Origin of the sequence: Achromobacter sp. Marseille-Q0513 (assembly GCF_018195695.1) — a bacterium.
Classification (GTDB): domain Bacteria; phylum Pseudomonadota; class Gammaproteobacteria; order Burkholderiales; family Burkholderiaceae_B; genus Achromobacter.
Map to the genome: position 1 here is coordinate 1 of NZ_JAGTJY010000124.1, position 17,806 is coordinate 17,806.

The 17,806-nt window shown below is 70.0% G+C and carries 15 protein-coding genes; 11 read left to right on the plus strand and 4 right to left on the minus strand.

Translation table 11 applies throughout. The features are described 5' to 3' along the window. The 10 genes from KDH83_RS21305 to KDH83_RS21350 all read left to right on the plus strand — a co-directional run. On the plus strand, nucleotides 1–1,471 hold a 1,471-nt coding region (locus KDH83_RS21305), incomplete at its 5' end, for an aminotransferase class V-fold PLP-dependent enzyme (RefSeq protein ID WP_349291650.1). Between the two features lie 154 nt (nucleotides 1,472–1,625). Continuing rightward, entirely contained in the window at nucleotides 1,626–3,200 is a 1,575-nt protein-coding gene (locus tag KDH83_RS21310) for an ABC transporter substrate-binding protein (RefSeq protein WP_212319555.1), read from the plus strand. A gap of 16 nt (nucleotides 3,201–3,216) precedes the next feature. Then, on the plus strand, nucleotides 3,217–4,185 hold the full coding sequence (locus KDH83_RS21315) for an ABC transporter permease (protein ID WP_212319558.1): 969 nt from the start codon (nucleotides 3,217–3,219) through the stop codon (nucleotides 4,183–4,185). Next, nucleotides 4,182–5,171, plus strand: a complete 990-nt coding sequence (locus KDH83_RS21320; RefSeq protein WP_212319560.1) for an ABC transporter permease — start codon at nucleotides 4,182–4,184, stop codon at nucleotides 5,169–5,171. The genes KDH83_RS21315 and KDH83_RS21320 overlap by 4 nt, the downstream gene beginning before the upstream one ends. After that, the gene (locus KDH83_RS21325; protein ID WP_212319562.1) at nucleotides 5,168–6,274 is read left to right on the plus strand and encodes an ABC transporter ATP-binding protein; all 1,107 of its coding nucleotides are present in this window, start codon (nucleotides 5,168–5,170) and stop codon (nucleotides 6,272–6,274) included. Before KDH83_RS21320 ends, KDH83_RS21325 begins: the two co-directional genes overlap by 4 nt. Further along, complete coding sequence (locus KDH83_RS21330) at nucleotides 6,271–7,341, plus strand: ABC transporter ATP-binding protein (RefSeq protein ID WP_212319564.1); 1,071 nt, start codon at nucleotides 6,271–6,273, stop codon at nucleotides 7,339–7,341. The genes KDH83_RS21325 and KDH83_RS21330 overlap by 4 nt, the downstream gene beginning before the upstream one ends. Before the next feature lie 128 nt (nucleotides 7,342–7,469). Then, nucleotides 7,470–9,122: an amidohydrolase gene (locus tag KDH83_RS21335; protein ID WP_212319566.1), complete on the plus strand. Its 1,653-nt coding sequence runs from the start codon at nucleotides 7,470–7,472 to the stop codon at nucleotides 9,120–9,122. Nucleotide 9,123: 1 nt separating this feature from the next. Further along, the gene (locus KDH83_RS21340; RefSeq protein WP_212319568.1) at nucleotides 9,124–10,086 is read left to right on the plus strand and encodes a GTP-binding protein; all 963 of its coding nucleotides are present in this window, start codon (nucleotides 9,124–9,126) and stop codon (nucleotides 10,084–10,086) included. 201 nt (nucleotides 10,087–10,287) lie between these two features. Further along, nucleotides 10,288–10,680, plus strand: a complete 393-nt coding sequence (locus tag KDH83_RS21345) for a nuclear transport factor 2 family protein (protein WP_212319579.1) — start codon at nucleotides 10,288–10,290, stop codon at nucleotides 10,678–10,680. A 72-nt stretch (nucleotides 10,681–10,752) separates the two neighbouring features. Continuing rightward, a complete protein-coding gene (locus tag KDH83_RS21350) occupies nucleotides 10,753–12,141 on the plus strand; it encodes an FAD-binding oxidoreductase (protein ID WP_212319581.1) in 1,389 nt (462 codons plus the stop codon). A 27-nt stretch (nucleotides 12,142–12,168) separates the two neighbouring features. Here KDH83_RS21350 and KDH83_RS21355 read toward each other — a convergent pair whose 3' ends face one another. The 4 genes from KDH83_RS21355 to tauA form a co-directional block, all read right to left on the minus strand. After that, complete coding sequence (locus tag KDH83_RS21355) at nucleotides 12,169–13,713, minus strand: PLP-dependent aminotransferase family protein (protein WP_212319569.1); 1,545 nt, start codon at nucleotides 13,711–13,713, stop codon at nucleotides 12,169–12,171. Nucleotides 13,714–13,903: 190 nt separating this feature from the next. Then, on the minus strand, nucleotides 13,904–14,734 hold the full coding sequence (locus KDH83_RS21360) for an ABC transporter permease subunit (RefSeq protein WP_212319583.1): 831 nt from the start codon (nucleotides 14,732–14,734) through the stop codon (nucleotides 13,904–13,906). Next, a complete protein-coding gene (locus KDH83_RS21365; RefSeq protein WP_212319571.1) occupies nucleotides 14,727–15,560 on the minus strand; it encodes a taurine ABC transporter ATP-binding protein in 834 nt (277 codons plus the stop codon). Before KDH83_RS21365 ends, KDH83_RS21360 begins: the two co-directional genes overlap by 8 nt. A gap of 88 nt (nucleotides 15,561–15,648) precedes the next feature. Continuing rightward, nucleotides 15,649–16,677 carry a taurine ABC transporter substrate-binding protein gene (gene tauA / locus KDH83_RS21370; RefSeq protein WP_212319573.1) on the minus strand — a complete coding sequence of 343 codons (1,029 nt, stop codon included), beginning with the start codon at nucleotides 16,675–16,677 and terminating at the stop codon, nucleotides 15,649–15,651. A 307-nt stretch (nucleotides 16,678–16,984) separates the two neighbouring features. Between tauA and KDH83_RS21375 the strand changes: the two genes are divergently transcribed. Continuing rightward, nucleotides 16,985–17,599 carry a suppressor of fused domain protein gene (locus tag KDH83_RS21375; protein WP_212319575.1) on the plus strand — a complete coding sequence of 205 codons (615 nt, stop codon included), beginning with the start codon at nucleotides 16,985–16,987 and terminating at the stop codon, nucleotides 17,597–17,599. Nucleotides 17,600–17,806 lie beyond the last annotated feature (207 nt).

The following is a 17,806-nucleotide window of genomic DNA, read 5'->3' on the forward strand; positions in this document are numbered from 1 at the left end:
GACCAGCCCCGCCAAGACCACCCCCTTGCAGCAGTTTCAAGAGAGCCTGAAAACCGGCGACGTCGCGGCAGCGCTCGCGGAAGGGCTCATTGGCAAGGACGCCGCCATCGACGGCCCGTTCGGCGCGAAGCCGCTGGTCTATGCCGATTACGTTGCGTCCGGCCGCGCCTTGATGCAGGTGGAACGCTTCATCCTTGAGCAAGTGCTGCCGTATTACGCCAACTCGCATACCGAAGCGTCCTATTGCGGCGGATTCATCACCCGGTTGCGCCGCGAAGCGCGCGCCGCCATCGCCCGGTGCTGCGGCGCGGGCGAAGAGCACGCGGTGATCTTCGCGGGCTCGGGCGCAACGGCCGGCATCAACCGGCTGGTCCATCTTTTTGGTGTGCGCGCGGCCCTCGCGGCGGGCCGACAGGTCCGCGTGATCATCGGCCCGTATGAGCATCACTCGAACATCCTGCCCTGGCGCGAATGCGGCGCCGACGTCATCGAATTGGGGGAAAGCCCCGAAGGCGGACCGGACCTGGCCGAATTGGCCGCCGCATTGCAAGCGCCGGACGGCACGCTCGTCATCTGCGCGCTGTCGGCGGCCTCGAACGTGACCGGCATCGTCGCGGACGTCCCGGCCATCACGCGGCAGGTCAAGCGGTCAGGCGCGAAAATGCTGTGGGACTACGCCGGCGGCGCGCCGTACCTGTCCATCCAGATGTCGCCTGCCGCCGATGCGCAGATCGACGCCATCGTTTTCTCGCCGCACAAGTTCATCGGCGGTCCCGGCGCCTCGGGCGTGCTGATCGTCCGGCGCGACGCCGTGACCGAGACGACGCCGGCCTGGCCGGGCGGCGGCACCGTCAAGTTCGTGTCGCCGGCCGGCCACGATTACAGCGGCAGCCTGGAATCACGCGAAGAGGCGGGCACCCCGAACGTCGTGGGCGATATCCGCGCCGCGCTGGTCCTGCTGGTGAAGGAAGCACTGGGCGCCGATTTCATGCAGCAACGCAACGCGCACTTCGTGCAGCGGGCGCTGGGCGCCTGGAAAGACGCGGGACAGCTGGAATTGCTGGGGTCGCTGACGGCCAACCGCCTGCCGGTATTTTCTTTCCGCGTGCGCAACGGCGCGGGCGGTTTCGTGCACCAGCAATTGGTCACGCGCATGCTGAGCGACCGATTCGGCATCCAGGCACGGGGCGGCTGCGCCTGCGCCGGGCCCTATGTCCATCGCCTGCTCGACATCGGCGAGGAGCAGTCGCTGCTCATGCGGCAGGCCATTCTTGACGGTCGCGAAATCGAAAAGCCTGGATTCGTCCGATTGAATTTCAGCGCGCTGCTGTCGGACGCCAAGGCCGATTTCATCCTGGCGTCGGTGCTGGAACTGGCCTCGGACGCCGCTGAATTCGAAGGTCTGTATGACTTCGATCCCAGCCGCGCCATCTTCTTTCCGAAAAGCGCCACGCTGGCCGCCGCGGCCTGATCCGTCTTTCCGCCACGCGCCGCAATCTTCCGCTGGCACCAACGACAGCGGCGTTTTGGTACTAAGCCCGGCTCCGGCGCGTGGCTACGCTTGACCCCAGGCCGTCGGCACGCACGAAGCGGCCGATGGACCACGATTCCAAGGGGGAAGCGACATGCGCAGCGCAAGACATATCCTGGCCGGCCTGCTTACCGCGTTCGCGCTCGGCTCGGCCGGCGCGGCGGAAACGCCCAAGACGGGCGGCACGCTGGTGATCGGCTCGACGCAGGTGCCGCGCCACCTGAACGGCGCGGTGCAGTCCGGCATCGCCACGGCGCTGCCCAGCGCACAGCTCTTTGCCAGCCCGCTGCGCTTTGACGCCGACTGGAAGCCGCAGCCGTATCTGGCGGAATCCTGGGAGCTGTCGCCCGACGCGCGCACGCTGACGCTGCATCTGCGCAAGGACGCGCTGTTTCATGACGGCAAGCCGGTGACGTCCGAGGACGTGGCCTTCTCGGTCATGGCGGTCAAGCAGAACCATCCGTTCCAGACCATGCTGGCGCCGGTCGACAGCGTGGAGACGCCGGATCCCTACACGGCGGTGCTGCGCATGTCCCGGCCGCATCCGGCCATCCTGCTGGCCATGTCGCCGGCGCTGATGCCGGTGCTGCCCAAGCATGTCTACGGCGACGGCCAGGACCTGAAATCGCATCCGCGCAATTCGGCCGACATGGTTGGCTCGGGACCGTACCGGCTCAAGGAATTCAAGCCCGGCCAGGAAATCGTGCTGGAGCGCTTCGACAAGTTCTTCCTGCCCGGCAAGCCTTACCTGGACCGCGTGGTGGTCAAGATCAACCCCGACGCCACCAACCTGCTGATCGGCCTGGAGCGCGGCGATGTGCAGGTGTTGCCCTACATGAGCGAGCCAACGCTGCTGCGGCGCGCCAAGGACAATGCCGCGCTTTCGATGACCAGCCGTGGCTACGAAGGCATCGGCGCGCTGAGCTGGCTGGCCTTCAACACCGCGCGCAAGCCCTTCGACGACGCGCGGGTGCGCCAGGCCATCGCCTACGCCATCGACAAGAATTTCATCGCCAAGGCGCTGAATGGCGGCTTCGCCACGGTGGCCGACGGCCCCATCATCGCCACCAGCCCCTATGCCTCGGCGGACCTGAAGAAGTATCCGCTGGACTTGAAGCGCGCCGAGCAGCTGCTGGACGAGGCCGGCCTGAAGAAGGACGGCAAGGGCGAGCGCATGACGCTGACCGTGGACTACATGCCGGGCAGCGACGTGCAGGGCAAGAACGTGGCCGAATACCTGCGCAGCCAGCTCAAGAAGGTCGGCATCGCGGTGCAAGTGCGCGCCTCGCCGGACTTCCCGACCTGGGCCAAGCGCATCGCCAGCCATGATTTCGACCTGACCACGGACATCGTCTTCAACTGGGGCGACCCGGTGATCGGCGTGCACCGGACCTATCTGTCCAGCAACATCCGCGACATCGTCTGGACCAACACCCAGTCGTACAGGAACCCCAAGGTCGACGCGCTGCTGGAGCAGGCCGGCGTGGAAACCGACGAGGGCAAGCGCCGCGCGCTGTACGCCGACTTCCAGAAGCTGGTCACGGAAGACCTGCCGATCGACTTCCTGACCGTGATCCCGTACCACACGCTGGCTTCGCGCAAGGTCCACGGCCTGCCCGAAGGCATCTGGGGCGTGCTGTCGCCGCTGGACGAGACCTGGCTGCAATAAGGCCGAGGAGGGCGCCATGTTGAGATACCTGGGACGCAGGCTGGCCTATGCGCTGGCGCTGCTGCTGGCGGTGGTGACGCTGAATTTCCTGCTGATCCACATTTCGCCGGGCGATCCGGTCGAGACCATCGCCGGCTCGATGGGCGGCATCAGCGAGGAACTGCGCGCCCAGTTGCGCGCGCAATACGGGCTGGACAAGCCCTTCATCGCGCAGCTAGGACTGTACCTGGGGCAGGTGCTGCGCGGCGACCTGGGCCATTCCTATTTCTTCAACCTGCCGGTGACGCAGCTGATCTGGGATCGCGTGCCGGCCACGCTGCTGCTGGTCGTGACCTCGGTGCTGGGCGCCTTCCTGGCCGGCACGCTGCTGGGCACGCTGGCCGCGCGCAAGCCCAACGGGCCGCTGTCGCAGGGCATCACGCTGCTGTCCATCGTCGGCTACTCGGCGCCGGTGTTCTGGACCGGCATCCTGCTCATCATCCTGTTCGCGTCGATGCTGCCGATCTTCCCGGTGTCGGACATGCGCACGGCGGGCGCGTCCGAGCTGGGCTGGGCCGGCGCGCTGGACGTGCTGCATCACCTGGTGCTGCCGGCCTGCACGCTGGGCTTCGTCTACCTGGCGCAATACAGCCGGCTGGCGCGCGCCAGCGTGATCGAGGCGCTGTCCGCCGACTACATCCGCACCGCGCGCGCCAAGGGCCTGCCCGAGCGCACGGTGCTGTACAAGCACGCGCTGCGCAACGGCGTGCTGCCGGTGGTGACGATGCTGGGCCTGCAGTTCGGCAACGTGCTGGCAGGCGCCATCCTGGTCGAGACGGTCTTCAACTGGCCCGGCCTGGGCCGGCTGGCCTTCGACTCGGTGCTGCGGCGCGATTATCCGACGCTGCTGGGCATTCTGCTGTTCGCCTCCTTGCTGGTGGTGGTGATGAACCAGCTCACCGATCTGGCCTATCGGCTGGTCGATCCCCGGATCAAGACATCATGAGCCAGACTCCCGCCGCGCCGCCGAGCGCCGTATCCGCTGTATCCGTCTCGTCCGCCACGTCCGCCACGTCTGTTTCATCCGTCGCCGTCGCCGCCGCCCCGGCCGCCGTGGCGACGGGCGCTGCCGCCCCGCCCGGCCGCGCGCCGGCCCGCCAGTCGCGCGAGGCGCTGCGCGCCTTCCTGCGCAATCCCTCGGCCGTCGTCGGCGTGCTGCTGCTGGCGGCCGTGCTGGCCGTAACGCTGTTCGGCCCGGCGCTGATGCCGGCCGATCCCTTCGAGATCGTCAGCGCGCCGATGGAGCCGCCCGGCGCCGAATTCCTGCTGGGCACGGACTACCTGGGGCGCGACGTGCTCACTGGCCTGGTGCACGGCGGCCGCGCCACGCTGCTGGTGGGCGTGGTGGCGGCGGTGCTGTCGGTGCTGATCGGGGTGACGGTGGGCGCGCTGGCCGGCTACTACGGCGGCTGGATCGACGAGGCGCTGATGCGCGTCACCGAGTTCTTCCAGGTGCTGCCCACGCTGCTGTTCGCCATGGTGTTGGTGACGCTGTTCTCGCCGTCGCTGGCGACGATCGCCATCGCCATCGGCGTGGTCAGCTGGACAGGCACGGCGCGGCTGGCGCGCGGCGAGTTCCTGCGGCTCAAGCGGCGCGAGTACGTGCTGGCCGAGCGCGTCATCGGCGCGGGCGACGCGCGCATCATCTGGCGTGTGATCCTGCCCAACGCGCTGGCGCCGCTGATCGTGTCGGCCACGCTGGCGGTGGGCACGGCGGTGCTGTTCGAGGCCGGACTGTCGTTTCTGGGCCTGGGCGATCCCAACGTCATGAGCTGGGGGCTGATGATAGGCAGCAACCGCCCCTACATCCTGACCGCGTGGTGGGCCGTGACGCTGCCGGGCGCGGCCATCTTCTTGACGGTGCTGGCGGTGAGCCTGATCGGCGACGGCCTGAACGACGCGCTCAATCCGGCGTCCAGGGGACGGCTATGAACGCCGCCGTCCTGCAAGTGACGACGCCCGGCGATGCGCCGGCGGCCGGCGCGGCCGATCCGGTGCTGCGTGTCGAGAACCTGACGCTGGCTTTCCGCGCGCGCGGTCGCAGCGCCGACGTGCTCAATGCGGTCAGCTTCGAGCTGCGGCCGGGCGAGACGCTGTGTCTGGTGGGCGAGTCCGGCTGCGGCAAGAGCATGACGGCGCTGGCCATCATGCGGCTGGTGCCCGAGCCGGGACGCATCGGCGGCGGCCGCGTGCTGCTGCGCGGCGAGGACCTGGCCGCGCGCGACGAGGGCGCGATGCGGCAGGTGCGCGGCAACAGCATTTCCATGATCTTCCAGGAGCCGATGACCGCGCTGAATCCGGTCTACACGGTGGGCGAGCAGATCGCCGAGCCGCTGCGGCTGCACCAGGGCCTGGACAAGGCGCGGGCGCGGGCGCGCGCCATCGAGATGCTGCGCTCGGTGGGCATACCGGCGCCCGAGCGGCGCGTGGATGACTATCCGCACCAGATGTCCGGCGGCATGCGCCAGCGCGTGATGATCGCCATCGCGCTGGCCTGCGATCCGGCCGTGCTGATCGCCGACGAGCCGACCACCGCGCTGGACGTGACGGTGCAGGCGCAGATCTTCGACCTGCTGCGCGAGCAGCAGGCGCGGCGTGGCACGGCGGTGCTGATGATCACGCACGACATGGGCGCGGTGTCCGAGATGGCCGACCGCATCGTGGTGATGTATGGCGGGCGCATCGTCGAGCAGGGCGCCTGTCGCGACGTGCTGGCCGAGCCGCTGCATCCGTACACGCAGGGCCTGATCGCCTGCCTGCCGGAGCTGGACCGCGAGCCGGACGAGGCGCGGCCGGACCTGCCGGAGATCCCCGGCGTGGTGCCGTCGATCTGGGATCGCGGCCCAGGCTGTCCGTTCCAGGCGCGCTGCGAGCGGGCGATGCAGCGCTGCCGCGAGGCGTTTCCGCCGCTGGCGCGGCCGTCGCGGGCCGGCGCGATACGCATGGACGTCGATGCCGCGGCGGCTACCGACGCCGCTGCATCCGGCGCGGAGCATGGCGTGGCCTGCTGGCTTTATGTGGAGGCGCAAGCATGATCCAGACCCAGACCCAGACCCAGACCCAGACCCAGATTCCCATCCAGACTCAGGCCCCGGCCTCGGCCGTCTCCGCGCCGCTGCTGTCGGTGCGCGACCTGGCCGTGCATTTCCCCGTATCGAGCGGCGGCGGCCGGACCGCCACGGTCAAGGCCGTGGACGGCGTGTCCTTCGAGCTGGCGCGGGGCCGCACGCTGGCCATCGTGGGCGAGTCGGGCTCCGGCAAGACCACCACGGCGCTGTCGGTGCTGCGCCTGTCCGAGCCCACCGCCGGGGCCATCCATTTCGACGGGCAGGACCTGACCGCCTTGCGCGGCGAGCCATTGCGGCGCATGCGCCGCCGGCTGCAGCTGGTGTTCCAGGATCCGTATTCCTCGCTCAATCCGCGCCAGCGCGCCGGCGACATCGTGCGCGCGCCGCTGGACCTGATGGACATCGGCCCGGCGGCGGGGCGCGCGGCGCGCGTGGCCGAGATGTTCGAGCTGGTGGGCCTGCGGCAGGACCAGCAGGCGCTGTATCCGCACCAGTTCTCCGGCGGCCAGCGGCAGCGGCTGAACGTGGCGCGGGCGCTGGCCAGCGGGCCGGACCTGATCGTCTGCGACGAGCCGGTGTCGGCGCTGGATATCGCCATCCGCGCGCAGATCCTGAACCTGTTGCGCCGCATCCAGCGCGAGCGCGGTCAGTCCTTCCTGTTCATCTCGCACGACATGGCGGTGGTCGAGCACATCTGCGACGACATCGCGGTGATGTACCTGGGCAAGATCATCGAGCGCGCCTCGCGTCGCGCCTTCTTCACGCGGCCGCTGCATCCCTACAGCGTCGCGCTGATGTCGGCGGTGCCCACCGTGCGCGGCGGGCGCGAGGCCGCCACGCGCCGCGTGCGGCTGTCTGGCGATCCGCCCAGCCCGGTCGATCCGCCGCCGGGCTGCCGGTTCGCGGGGCGCTGTCCGGCCGCGCGGCCAGCCTGTTCCGCCAGCGAGCCGCCGCTGCGCGAGGTGGCGCCAGGCCATGGCGTGGCCTGCCATTTCGTCGAGCTGCGCGACGGCGCGCTGGTCGCGCCGCTGTAGATGACGACAAGTTCAGCGGCCGGCAAGTTCATGGGCGCGCCGCGCCCGGCCTCGGCCTAGGCTGCCGGGCTGCGCGGCCGCCTCCCGCTATGCAGCCTGCTCACTATCCCGCCACAGGAGTCCGATCCATGTCCCAACCCGCCGTTCCGACCACGATCTACCAGGCCCGCAGTATCCTGACCATGAATCCGGCCCGGCCGCGCGCCACCCACGTGGCGGTGCGCGACGGCCGCATCCTGGGCGTGGGCGGGCTGGATGAGCTCAAGACCTGGGGACCGGCCCAACTGGACCGGCGCTACGCCGATCGTGTGCTGATGCCCGGCCTGGTGGAAGGCCACTGCCATCTGCCCGAGGGCGGCATGTGGAAGTTCGTGTATGTGGGCTACTACGATCGTCGCGGTCCGGACGGCAGGACCTGGCCCGGACTCAAGAGCTTCGAGGCGGTGGCGGCGCGGCTGCGCGATGCCGAGGCCGCGCTGCCGGCGGACCGGACGCTGATCGGCTGGGGCTTCGATCCGATCTACTTCGGCGGCGAGCGCATGGACCGCCGCCACCTGGACGCCGTGTCCAGTCAGCGGCCGGTGGTGGTGATGCACGCCAGCATGCACCTGATGAACGTGAACGGCGCCATGCTGGCGCGGGCCGGCATCGATGCCGATACCGATGTGGACGGCATCACCCGCCTGCCCGACGGCAGCCCCAGCGGCGAGCTGTGTGAATTCGCCGCCATGTTTCCCGTGATACGCCTGATCGGCAACCCCTTCCGCACCGTGGGCCTGTCGGAAGACGGGCTGCGGCTGTTCGGGCAGGTGGCGCGGCGCGCCGGCGTCACCACCGCGACCGATCTGGTGAACGAGCTGGAAGGGGAAGGGCTGGCGCGGCTGTCGCGCATCACGGCCGAGCCGGACTATCCGGTGCGCATCGTGCCGGCGGCCTCGGCGCTGGCCTTTCCGGGCGATCCGGCGCGCTGCCTGGAAACGCTGCGCGCCGCCACGGCGCTGAACCACGACAAGCTGCGCCTGGGCATGGTCAAGCTGGTGGTCGACGGCTCGATCCAGGGTTTCACGGCGCGCCTGCGCTGGCCCGGTTATCACAACGGCGCGCCCAACGGTATCTGGGTGACGGCGCCGGGCGAGCTGGACGGGCTGGTGCAGGCCTATCACGAGGCCGGCGCGCAGCTGCACATCCACACCAATGGCGACGAGGCCACGCAGGTGGCGATCGAGGCGGTGGCACGGGCGCTGGCGCGACACCCTCGGCCGGACCACCGGCACACGCTGCAGCACTGCCAGATGGCGGACGCGGCGCAGTTCCGGCGCATGGCCAGCCTGGGCCTGTGCGCCAACCTGTTCGCCAACCACATCTACTACTGGGGGGACGCGCACTACGCGCAGACGATGGGGCCGGACCGGGCCGAGCGTATGGACGCCTGCGCCACGGCGGCGCGCGAGGGCGTGCGTTACGCCATCCACTCCGACGCGCCGATCACGCCGCTGGGGCCGCTGTTCACCGCCTGGTGCGCGGCCACGCGAACGACATCCTCGGGCCGGGTGCTGGGCGAGTCCGAGCGCATAGGCGTGGACGAGGCGCTGCGCGCCATCACGCTGGGCGCGGCCTACACGCTGCACATGGATCATCTGGTCGGCTCCATCGAGGTCGGCAAGCACGCCGATTTCTGCGTGCTGGAGGACGATCCCTCGGCCTTGCCGGCCGAGCGCCTGAAGGACGCGCGGGTGCTGGGCACCGTCGTCGGCGGCCGGCCGATGGCCTCGGACGCCTGAGATGGACGGCGCAAGGGGCGGACGCATCCCGCTGACCGTGGTCGGCGGTTTCCTGGGCGCGGGCAAGACCACGCTGCTGAACCATGCGCTGGCGCAGGACCGGCGGCGCGCGGCAGTGCTGGTGAACGACTTCGGGCCGGTGGACGTGGATGCCGGGCTGCTGGCGGACAGCGCGGGGCAGGTGCTGCGGCTGGCCAACGGCTGCGTCTGCTGCTCGCTGGCCGGCGGCCTCGACGAGGCGCTGGCGCGGGTGCTGGCGCTGGATCCGCCGCCGGAATGGATCGTGATCGAGGCCAGCGGCGTGTCCGACCCCGCGCGCATCGCGCAGGTCGGGCTGGCCGATCCGCTGTTGCAACTCGAAGGCGTGGCAGTGCTGGTCGATGCCGCCGCGATCCGCGAGGTGGCAGCCGATCCCTTGCTGACGGACACGGTGGCGCGGCAGTTGCGCGCGGCCGATCTGCTGGTGCTGAACAAGACCGATCTGGTGTCCGGGCAGGAGCTGGACGCGCTGCGGCATTGGTTGCATGGCCAGACCGGCGGCACGGCCATGGTCGAGGCGCGCGAGGGCCGCGTCGGGCTGGAGTGCCTGGAAGGGGAATGGGACGCCCGTGCTTGCGGGTGCGGCGCCTGCGATACGAAGCACGGCCACGCGCACGGGCCGCAGGAGGATCCTGCGCATCCCTTCGATACCTGGGTCTGGCGCGCGCCGCCGCTGCTGGACGCGCGCCGTTTCGCGGATCAGATGAAGCTCCTGCCACGACCGTTGATGCGCGCCAAGGGCTGGGTGCGCACCGACCGGCATGGCTGGGTGCTGGCGCAATGGGCGGGCCGGCGGCTGCGCTTCGACGCGCAGGCGCGGCGTCCGGACGATGTCGTCGAACCCGGACTGGTGCTGATCGGCATGCGCGGGGCCGTTGGCGAGGATGAGATCGCTGCCTGCCTGGACGCGGCGGCCCTCGGCTGAACGCGGCTTGCCGCCCGCGCGTGGGGCGCTTCGGCCTTCCTGCCTGCCTTCTGGTGCAAGCGATTCCCCCCGTCTGGTTCTAGTCCATCCAACGGTGGCCGCGTACCTTGATCCTGACGATGGCGCATGCCGCGCGGGCCTGGGCGGCGCGCCGTTCCGCGACTACAGGCCCACAGAGGAGAGCAGGCAATGGGGACCACCATGGACAAGAGCGTCAGCGCGGAAATGCTGGCCGAGTTCGCGGCCGCATGGAACCGGCATGACATCGATGCGCTGATGTCCTTCATGAGCGAGGACTGCGTGTTCCTGACCGTGGCCGGACCGGAGCAGTGGGGCGCGCGGCACGAGGGGCCCGACGCCGTGCGCCGCGCCTTCGCGGCGGCCTGGCAGAACTTTCCGGACGCGCAGTGGCGCAACGGCCGGCACTGGGTCTGCGGCGAGCATGGCGTGTCGGAATCTACCTTCACCGGCACGGCGGCGGACGGCTCGCGCGTCGAGGCCGACATGGTGGACGTGTTCACCTTCAAGAACGGCAAGATCCAGGTCAAGAACGCCTACCGCAAGCAGCGCCCGGCCTTGCCGGCGCGCGCCTGAGGCGGCCGCCGCCCCGACACCGCAGGGAGCCCAAGCATGGACGCTCGCATGGATGCGCAGATGAATGCCCGCATGGACGCTTCGACGCCGGGCCGCCCCGGCCCCCGGCCCCACGACCCGGCCTACGATCCGCTGGTGTCGCCGCCGGGGCGGGGCCAGGACTACGCGCCCACCTACTGGGTCGCCACCGCCGGGCCGCCGCCGCAGGACGACGGCCCGGTCAATGGCGACATGGAGGTGGACGTGGCCGTGGTCGGCTCGGGCTTCACCGGGCTGTCGGCCGCGCTGACGCTGGCGCGCGACTACGGCGTGCGCGCGGTGGTGCTGGAGGCCAACCGCGCGGTCTGGGGCTGCACCAGCCGCAACGGCGGCCAGGGCCAGAACGCCTCGGGGCGGCTGTACCGCTCGCAGTGGATCCAGCGCTGGGGGCTGGATACGGCCCGCCGGCTGGACGCCGAGATCCGCGAGGGCTTCGAATACTGGAAGAGCCTGGTGGCGCAGGTGGACTGCGACGCGCAGCCGGGCGGCCATCTGTATACGGCGCATCGCCAGAAGAAGATGGCCTTCCTGGAGAACGAGAGCCGCGTCATGCGCGAGGTCTTCGGCTACGACACGCGCATGCTGAGCAAGGACCAGCTGCGCGAGCGCTACGTGGACGATCACGAGGCCGTGGGCGCGCTGCTGGAGCCGGACGGCGTGGGCGTGCATCCGCTCAAGCTGGCCTACGGCTACCTGCGCCAGGCGCGCGCGCTGGGCGCGAGCATCCATCCGTCCAGCCCGGTGCTGGGCTGGCGCGCGCAGAACGGCGCCTATCTGTTGCAGACCCCCGGCGGCACGGTGCGCGCGCGGCGCGTGGCCTTCGCCACCGGCGGCTACACGGCGCAGGGCGTGAATCCGCTGCTGGACAACCGCATCATGCCGGTGCTGTCCAACTCGCTGGTGACGCGCGCGCTGTCGCCGGCGGAGCTGGAGGCGGCCGGCCTGAAGAGCACCGTCTTCATCACCGACACGCGCACATTGCGCTTCTACTACCGGCTGCTGCCGGACGGCCGCGTGCAGATCGGCAGCCGCAGCGCGGTCCACGGCGCCGACGCGCAGAACCCGCGCCACCTGGCCTTGCTCAAGGCCGGGCTGGTGCGCAAGTTCCCGTCGCTGCGCGATGTGGACGTGGACTATTCCTGGTGGGGCTGGGTGGACGTCAGCCACGACATGATGCCGCGCGTGACCCAGCCGGATCCCGCGCAGCAGGTCTATTACGCGTTTGGCTATGGCGGCAACGGCGTGTCGTTCTCGGCGCATGCCGGCCGTCGGCTGGCGCAGCGGCTGATGGGCCAGGACGGCCTGAAATGGGACCTGCCGATCTACGACTCGCCCTTGCCTGGCCATCTGTTCGCGCCGTTCCGCCGGCTCGGCCAGAGCCTGCTGTACCGCTGGTACTACCTGCGCGACGAGATGTTGTGAAGACGGGGGCCGGCGCGCCGGCCCCCTTCAGGCCGCTGCCCGCAAGCGGTAGCGGCGCACCACCTCGGCCAGCCGGGCGATGCCCGGGTCGATCTGCTCCAGCCGGATCGAGGTGAAGCCCACCCGCAGGAAGTTGCGCGGCGCGCTGGCGCCGTCCATGAAGAACACATTGCCCGGCTCGATCACCACGCCGTCGGCCAGCGCGGCCTCGGCCAGCTCGGCGGCGTCCAGCCAGGGCGGACCCTCCAGCCAGCAGAACGAGGACCCGGTGATGGGCGCGGCGCGGAAGTCCGGCAGGTGGCGCGCCAGCGCGCGCGCCAGCTCGGCGCCGCGCTTCTGGTACTCCTGCGACTGGCGCCGCAGCAGCGAATGGTGGTGGCCCAGCGAGATGAACAGCGAGAAGGCGCGCTGGATGTAGGCGGACGGATGGCGCAGCATCAGCCGGCGCAGCGCGCGCAGCTCGACCGCCAGCTCGGGCGGGGCGACGATGTAGCCGATGCGCAGGCCCGGCGCGAAGGACTTGGCCAGGCTGCCCACGTAGATGACGCGGCCCTCGCGGTCCAGGCTCTTGAGCGCCGGCACCGGCTCGGCGCCCCAGCGGCTCTCGCTCTCGAAATCGTCCTCGATGATCATGCTGTCGGCCTGGCTGGCCAGGGCCAGCAGGCTGTCGCGGCGTTCGGGCGATAGCGTGACGGACGTGGGGCATTGATGGCCGGGCGTGACGAACACGTAGTCGCAGCCCAGCAGCTGGGTGCCGGTGATCAGGCCTTGTGCATCGACCGGCAGCGGCAACAGGTGACGGGTGTGGCTGGCGAAGATGTTGCGCGCGTCGGGATAGCCCGGGTCTTCCATGCCGACCACGGTGTCGTCGTTGACCAGCAGGTCGGCCAGCAGGTAGAGCGCGTGCTGCGCGCCCACGGTGATGACGATCTCGGAGGCATCGGCCCAGACGCCCCGGCGCGGCAGCACCTGGGTGCGGATCTGCTCGATCAGCGCGGGGTCGTCGTGGGTGATGAGGTCCGGCGCCCAGCTGCGGATGTCCAGCACCGACAGCGCCTTGATACAGCACTCGCGCCATTCGGCGGTGGGAAACAGGTCCTGGTCGAACTGGCCGTAGACGAAGGGGTAGGGCTGCTTCTGCCAGTCGCGCGGCTTGACGATATTGCGTTGCAACGAGGGGCGGAAACGCAGTCGCTCGTCCCAGCGCGCGGGGCGCCGCGAGTCATCGGCCGCCGTTGTTGCGGCGGGCGCGCCATGGCCCTGCGCGGGATTCTGCAGGTGCCCCTGCATGACCGAGTCGCTGACGAAATGGCCGCTGCGCTCGCGCGACACCAGATAGCCCTCGCTGACCAGCTGCTGGTACGCGAACACCACCGTGTTGCGCGCGATGCGCAGGTGATCGGCCAGGTGGCGGCTGGACGGCACCGGCGCGCCGGGCGGCAGGTGGCCGCTGAGGATGGCCGAGACCAGCATCTGGCGCACGCGGCCCTGCAGGCTGAGATTGGGGGCGCTTTCGCGTTCGAACAGACGTTCCCACAACACAGGCTTGAGCATCGCGGCCTGGCTGGACATGGCGGCTCCTTCTGAGGGCGGCGGGCGCGGCCGCCAGTGGCGGGGCGTCCGGTGCCGGCGCGCCGTGAAGGGCGGCCGGTTCCGTTCTCCAGCATAGAGGAGCGGGCGGCGGCAAGGAATGGGGGATTGCCCTGCCGGTCGCCGTATCGCGGGTTCAGACGCAACGCCGGACGCAACTGCGGACGCAGCGTCAGATCCGGCCCTTCCAGGGTATCGCCAGCCGTTCCAGGTAGCGCACCAGCAGGTCGAAGGCAAAGGCGAAGGCGCCGATCACGATGATGCCCATGATGACGGTGTCGCTGGCCAGGAACTGCGCGGCGTTCAGCACCATGAAGCCCAGTCCCCGGTCGGCCGCCACCATCTCGGCCGCCACCAGCGTGGTCCAGCCCACGCCGATGCCGATGCGCATGCCGGTGAAGATTTCCGGCAGCGCGGCCTTCAGGATCACGTGCCGCACGATCTGCGCGCGCGAGCCGCCCATGGCGTAGGCGGCGTGGATCTGCTCGATCGACACCGAGCGCACGCCGGCGCGCGCGGCGATGGCCATGGGCGCGAAGATGGCCAGGTAGATCAGGAAGATCTTCGGGAATTCGCCGATGCCGAACCAGATGATGACCAGCGGCAGGTAGGCCAGCGGCGGCAAGGGGCGGTAGAACTCGATCGGCGGATCCAGCACGCCGCGCGCCCAGCGGTTCACGCCCATCAGGATGCCGGCCGGGATGGCGGTCAGGCAGGCCAGGAAGAACGCGCCGAACACGCGCGACAGGCTGGCCAGCGCGTGCTCGGCCAGCGTCGAGTTGGCCACGCCGTCGGTCATGGCGGACACGAACTTGCCGTACACCGCCAGCGGCGAGGGCAGGAACAGCGGCTTGACCCAGCCGGCCTCGGTCACCAGGAACCACAGGCCCAGCAGCGCGACGCTGGTCAGCAGGCTGATGTGGCCGCTGTAGCCCGCGCCCGGCGCGCCGTAGACCTTGCCGGGCGAGGGCGGCCGGCGGCGCGGCCGCGCCGCGTCAGGCATGGACGGCGTGCTCATCGGCGGCGGCGCGCTCGTCGCCGTAGATGATGCCGAGGACTTGTTCGCGCATGGCGATGAAGTCCGGACTGGATTTGATGCCACGTCCATCGCGGGTCTCCAGGAAGCGCCGGTTGAAGTCCGGCGTGAAGGTGTGGGTGATGCGTCCGGGGCGCGGCGACATGACGATCAGCCGCGAGCTCAGGAACAGTGCCTCTTCCACGCTGTGGGTGATGAAGAAGAACATCTTTCCGGTCTCGCGCCAGATGTCCAGCAGCAGCTCCTGGATGGTCTCGCGGGTGAGCGCGTCCAGCGCCGCCATGGGCTCGTCCATCAGCAGCATGGCGGGATCGCAGGTCAGCGCGCGGGCGATGCCCACGCGCTGCTGCATGCCGCCGGACAGCTGGTAGATCATGTGGCGGTGGAAGTCCTGCAGCCCGACCAGCTCCAGATTGCGGCGGGCGCGGGCGCGCCGGGTCTGCTTGTCCACGCCCTGCAGCATCAGGCCGAACTCGGTGTTCTCCAGCACGTTCAGCCAGGGCAGCAGCGCGTGCTTCTGGAACACTACGCCGCGATCGGCGCCGGGGCCTTCGATGGGCCGGCCGGCCAGCGTGATGCGGCCCTCGGTGGGCGACAGAAAGCCCGCCAGCAGGCTCAGCAGCGTGGTCTTGCCGCAGCCGGATGCTCCCAGCGCCACCACGAACTCGCCGGGCTGTATGGTCAGGTTGACGTTCTGCAGCGCGACCACCGGGCCGCTGTCGTGCAGGCCGGGATAGGTGACGCTGACTCGGTCGGCGCACAGCACGCGCGCCTCGGGTGACTGCATGGGCATGCCTGTTCCCCTTGATCGATGGCGTCGGGATCCGGCCAGGGCCGGATCCCGACGAGGCCGGCGCCGCGGCTGCGGCCCGGCCGCCCGCTTATTTTGCCGCCGCCTTGGCGTACTGGTCCGTCACGTAGGGGCTGTAGTCTCCCAGCGCCTTGTCGATCTGCTTCTGTTCCTTCAGGAACTGCGCGCTGGCATTGAAGGCACGCGTGGCGCCGGCTTCCTTGTCGCCGCCCAGCCAGGTGCCCGAGGCCTGCTCGGCAGCGGTCGGGAACACCAGCAGGCCCAGAGCCTCTGCCACGTCCTCGGGCTTGCCGCCGATCAGCTTGACGATGTGCTTGACCTGCGGCGAGTCGGCCGTCCAGGCCGCCGGGTTGGCGCGGTAGGCGGCATAGGACTTGGCCAGCACGCCGGTGAAGGCGGCCATGAACTTGGGGTTCTTCTCGGCCCAGGCGCGGTCGGCCACCAGGCCGTCGAAGGTGGGCACGCTGGCTTTGCCGATCTGCTCGGAGTCGGCGATGATCTTGCCGCTCTTGGCAATCTCGGTCAGCGCCGGCGGCCAGACATAGGCCGCGTCGATGTCGCCGCGCGCCCAGGCCGCGACGATCTGCGGCGGCTGCATGTTCAGGATGCGTACGTCGCGCGGCGGGATCTTCCAGACCTGTTCCAGCCCGACCAGCAGGTGGAAGTGCGAGGTCGACACGAACGGCGTGGCGACGCGCTTGCCCTTCAGGTCGGCGGTGCTTGCGATGCCCGAGCCGTTGCGCGCCACCAGCGCCTCGGACTTGCCGATGTTGTCCAGCACCCAGAACAGCTGCAGGTCCACGCCGCGCGTGGCGGCGGCGGTGATGCCGGTCGAGCCCAGCACGCCCACGGGCACCTTGCCCGAGGCCAGCGCGGTGGAAATGTCGCCGCCGGACGTGAACTGGCGCCAGTCGACCTGGTAGCCGGCGTCCTTCAGGGCGGCGTCCATGCTGCCGTCGGCGATGGCGGTCAGGAAGGGGCCGACGATCAGCTGGTAGCCGACCACCAGCCTGGTCTGGGCCTGGGCGGAAGCCGCCAGCAACAGCGCGGCCAGGCCGACGGGCAGGCAGCGGCGGATGATGCGCAAACTCGCGTTCATGGTGATCTCCGTGGGTGAGACCGCGTCCCGGCGCGTCCGGCTGCTCCGCGTCGCTGCGGTGTGATGCCAGTTTGCCCGGATGGGGATGGAACGCTAGGGCCAGATGGGGGGATCAATAGGTGCCACGGTGGGGCCGATGGCGGGCGGCGCACCGGATGTGGCCGGCAGCCGCCATGGGCGCCTGCCGGTAGAATGCCTACGCCTTGCCGTCCAGGCGGCTGCCCGGAAGACTGGCCTGATGGCCGCCGTGACGGGCCGCGTGGCGACAGGGCGTGGACGCCGGACCGGCACAACGGGAAGAACAATGATGGGTGCGCAGCTCGAAATCGAATCGGCCAGGGAGGCGGCGCTGTCCTTCGACGTCACCAGGACGGTCGTGCTGGGACGGTATATCCAGGCTTGGGGCATGCCGGCGCACCGCGTCGTGATGACAGGGCGCGCGGGGCAGGCGCGGATCGAGATCTATCATTTCCCGCCGGCGGCGAGCGCGCATCCGGCCCGCTACGCGACCGTGGGCCTGTCCCGCGTCCATCACAAGACCGGAGCGGCTCACGCCGAATGGATGATGGCGCTGGAAGCAGGCCTGGGCGGGGAAGGCGTGGACCGGGTGTACGGCTATTTCTGCGACCTGATCGCCCACAGCATCGAGAACACGGACGGTTCCGAGCCGCCGCGCGTGATGGGCGCCAGCCCGCTCGCGCCGCAGAAGTGGACCGCGAAGGCCATCCTGATCGACGAGCTGCGCGGGGAAAGCGAGGAACTGGAGCGCATTCCGGTCGGCAGCGAGACGGTAGCGCTGCAATGGGTGGTGCCCATCAGCCAGAAGGAGGCCGCGCTGATCCTGGAGCAGGGCATCGATGCCTTCGACGCCTACATCGAGGACCTGGCGCATTCCATCATCGATCCCGCGCGTCCGGCGTAGGCCGGATGGCGCATCGCGCCGCCGCCCGGCTGCGGCCTTATCCGCCGGCGCTCAACCGTCCTCGGGCAGATACCCGCTATACCCCATCAACGCCGACAGCCGCTTGGCCACGTTGCCGACGATCTGCCCAACCTGGGCGATATCGGGGCTGACCTTCTGGTCGATGCGCTCGATGTGCGGCACGTTGATGGCCGCGATCACGTGGTC

What these genes read in the sequence shown, in the direction of transcription:
- KDH83_RS21310 (WP_212319555.1), top strand. Translation starts at nt 1,626, where the DNA reads ATGCGCAGCGCAAGACATATCCTGGCCGGCCTGCTTACCGCGTTCGCG.
- KDH83_RS21315 (WP_212319558.1), top strand. Translation starts at nt 3,217, where the DNA reads ATGTTGAGATACCTGGGACGCAGGCTGGCCTATGCGCTGGCGCTGCTG.
- KDH83_RS21320 (WP_212319560.1), top strand. Translation starts at nt 4,182, where the DNA reads ATGAGCCAGACTCCCGCCGCGCCGCCGAGCGCCGTATCCGCTGTATCC.
- KDH83_RS21325 (WP_212319562.1), top strand. Translation starts at nt 5,168, where the DNA reads ATGAACGCCGCCGTCCTGCAAGTGACGACGCCCGGCGATGCGCCGGCG.
- KDH83_RS21330 (WP_212319564.1), top strand. Translation starts at nt 6,271, where the DNA reads ATGATCCAGACCCAGACCCAGACCCAGACCCAGACCCAGATTCCCATC.
- KDH83_RS21335 (WP_212319566.1), top strand. Translation starts at nt 7,470, where the DNA reads ATGTCCCAACCCGCCGTTCCGACCACGATCTACCAGGCCCGCAGTATC.
- KDH83_RS21340 (WP_212319568.1), top strand. Translation starts at nt 9,124, where the DNA reads ATGGACGGCGCAAGGGGCGGACGCATCCCGCTGACCGTGGTCGGCGGT.
- KDH83_RS21345 (WP_212319579.1), top strand. Translation starts at nt 10,288, where the DNA reads ATGGACAAGAGCGTCAGCGCGGAAATGCTGGCCGAGTTCGCGGCCGCA.
- KDH83_RS21350 (WP_212319581.1), top strand. Translation starts at nt 10,753, where the DNA reads ATGGACGCTTCGACGCCGGGCCGCCCCGGCCCCCGGCCCCACGACCCG.
- KDH83_RS21355 (WP_212319569.1), bottom strand. Translation starts at nt 13,713, where the DNA reads ATGTCCAGCCAGGCCGCGATGCTCAAGCCTGTGTTGTGGGAACGTCTG.
- KDH83_RS21360 (WP_212319583.1), bottom strand. Translation starts at nt 14,734, where the DNA reads ATGCCTGACGCGGCGCGGCCGCGCCGCCGGCCGCCCTCGCCCGGCAAG.
- KDH83_RS21365 (WP_212319571.1), bottom strand. Translation starts at nt 15,560, where the DNA reads ATGCCCATGCAGTCACCCGAGGCGCGCGTGCTGTGCGCCGACCGAGTC.
- tauA (WP_212319573.1), bottom strand. Translation starts at nt 16,677, where the DNA reads ATGAACGCGAGTTTGCGCATCATCCGCCGCTGCCTGCCCGTCGGCCTG.
- KDH83_RS21375 (WP_212319575.1), top strand. Translation starts at nt 16,985, where the DNA reads ATGGGTGCGCAGCTCGAAATCGAATCGGCCAGGGAGGCGGCGCTGTCC.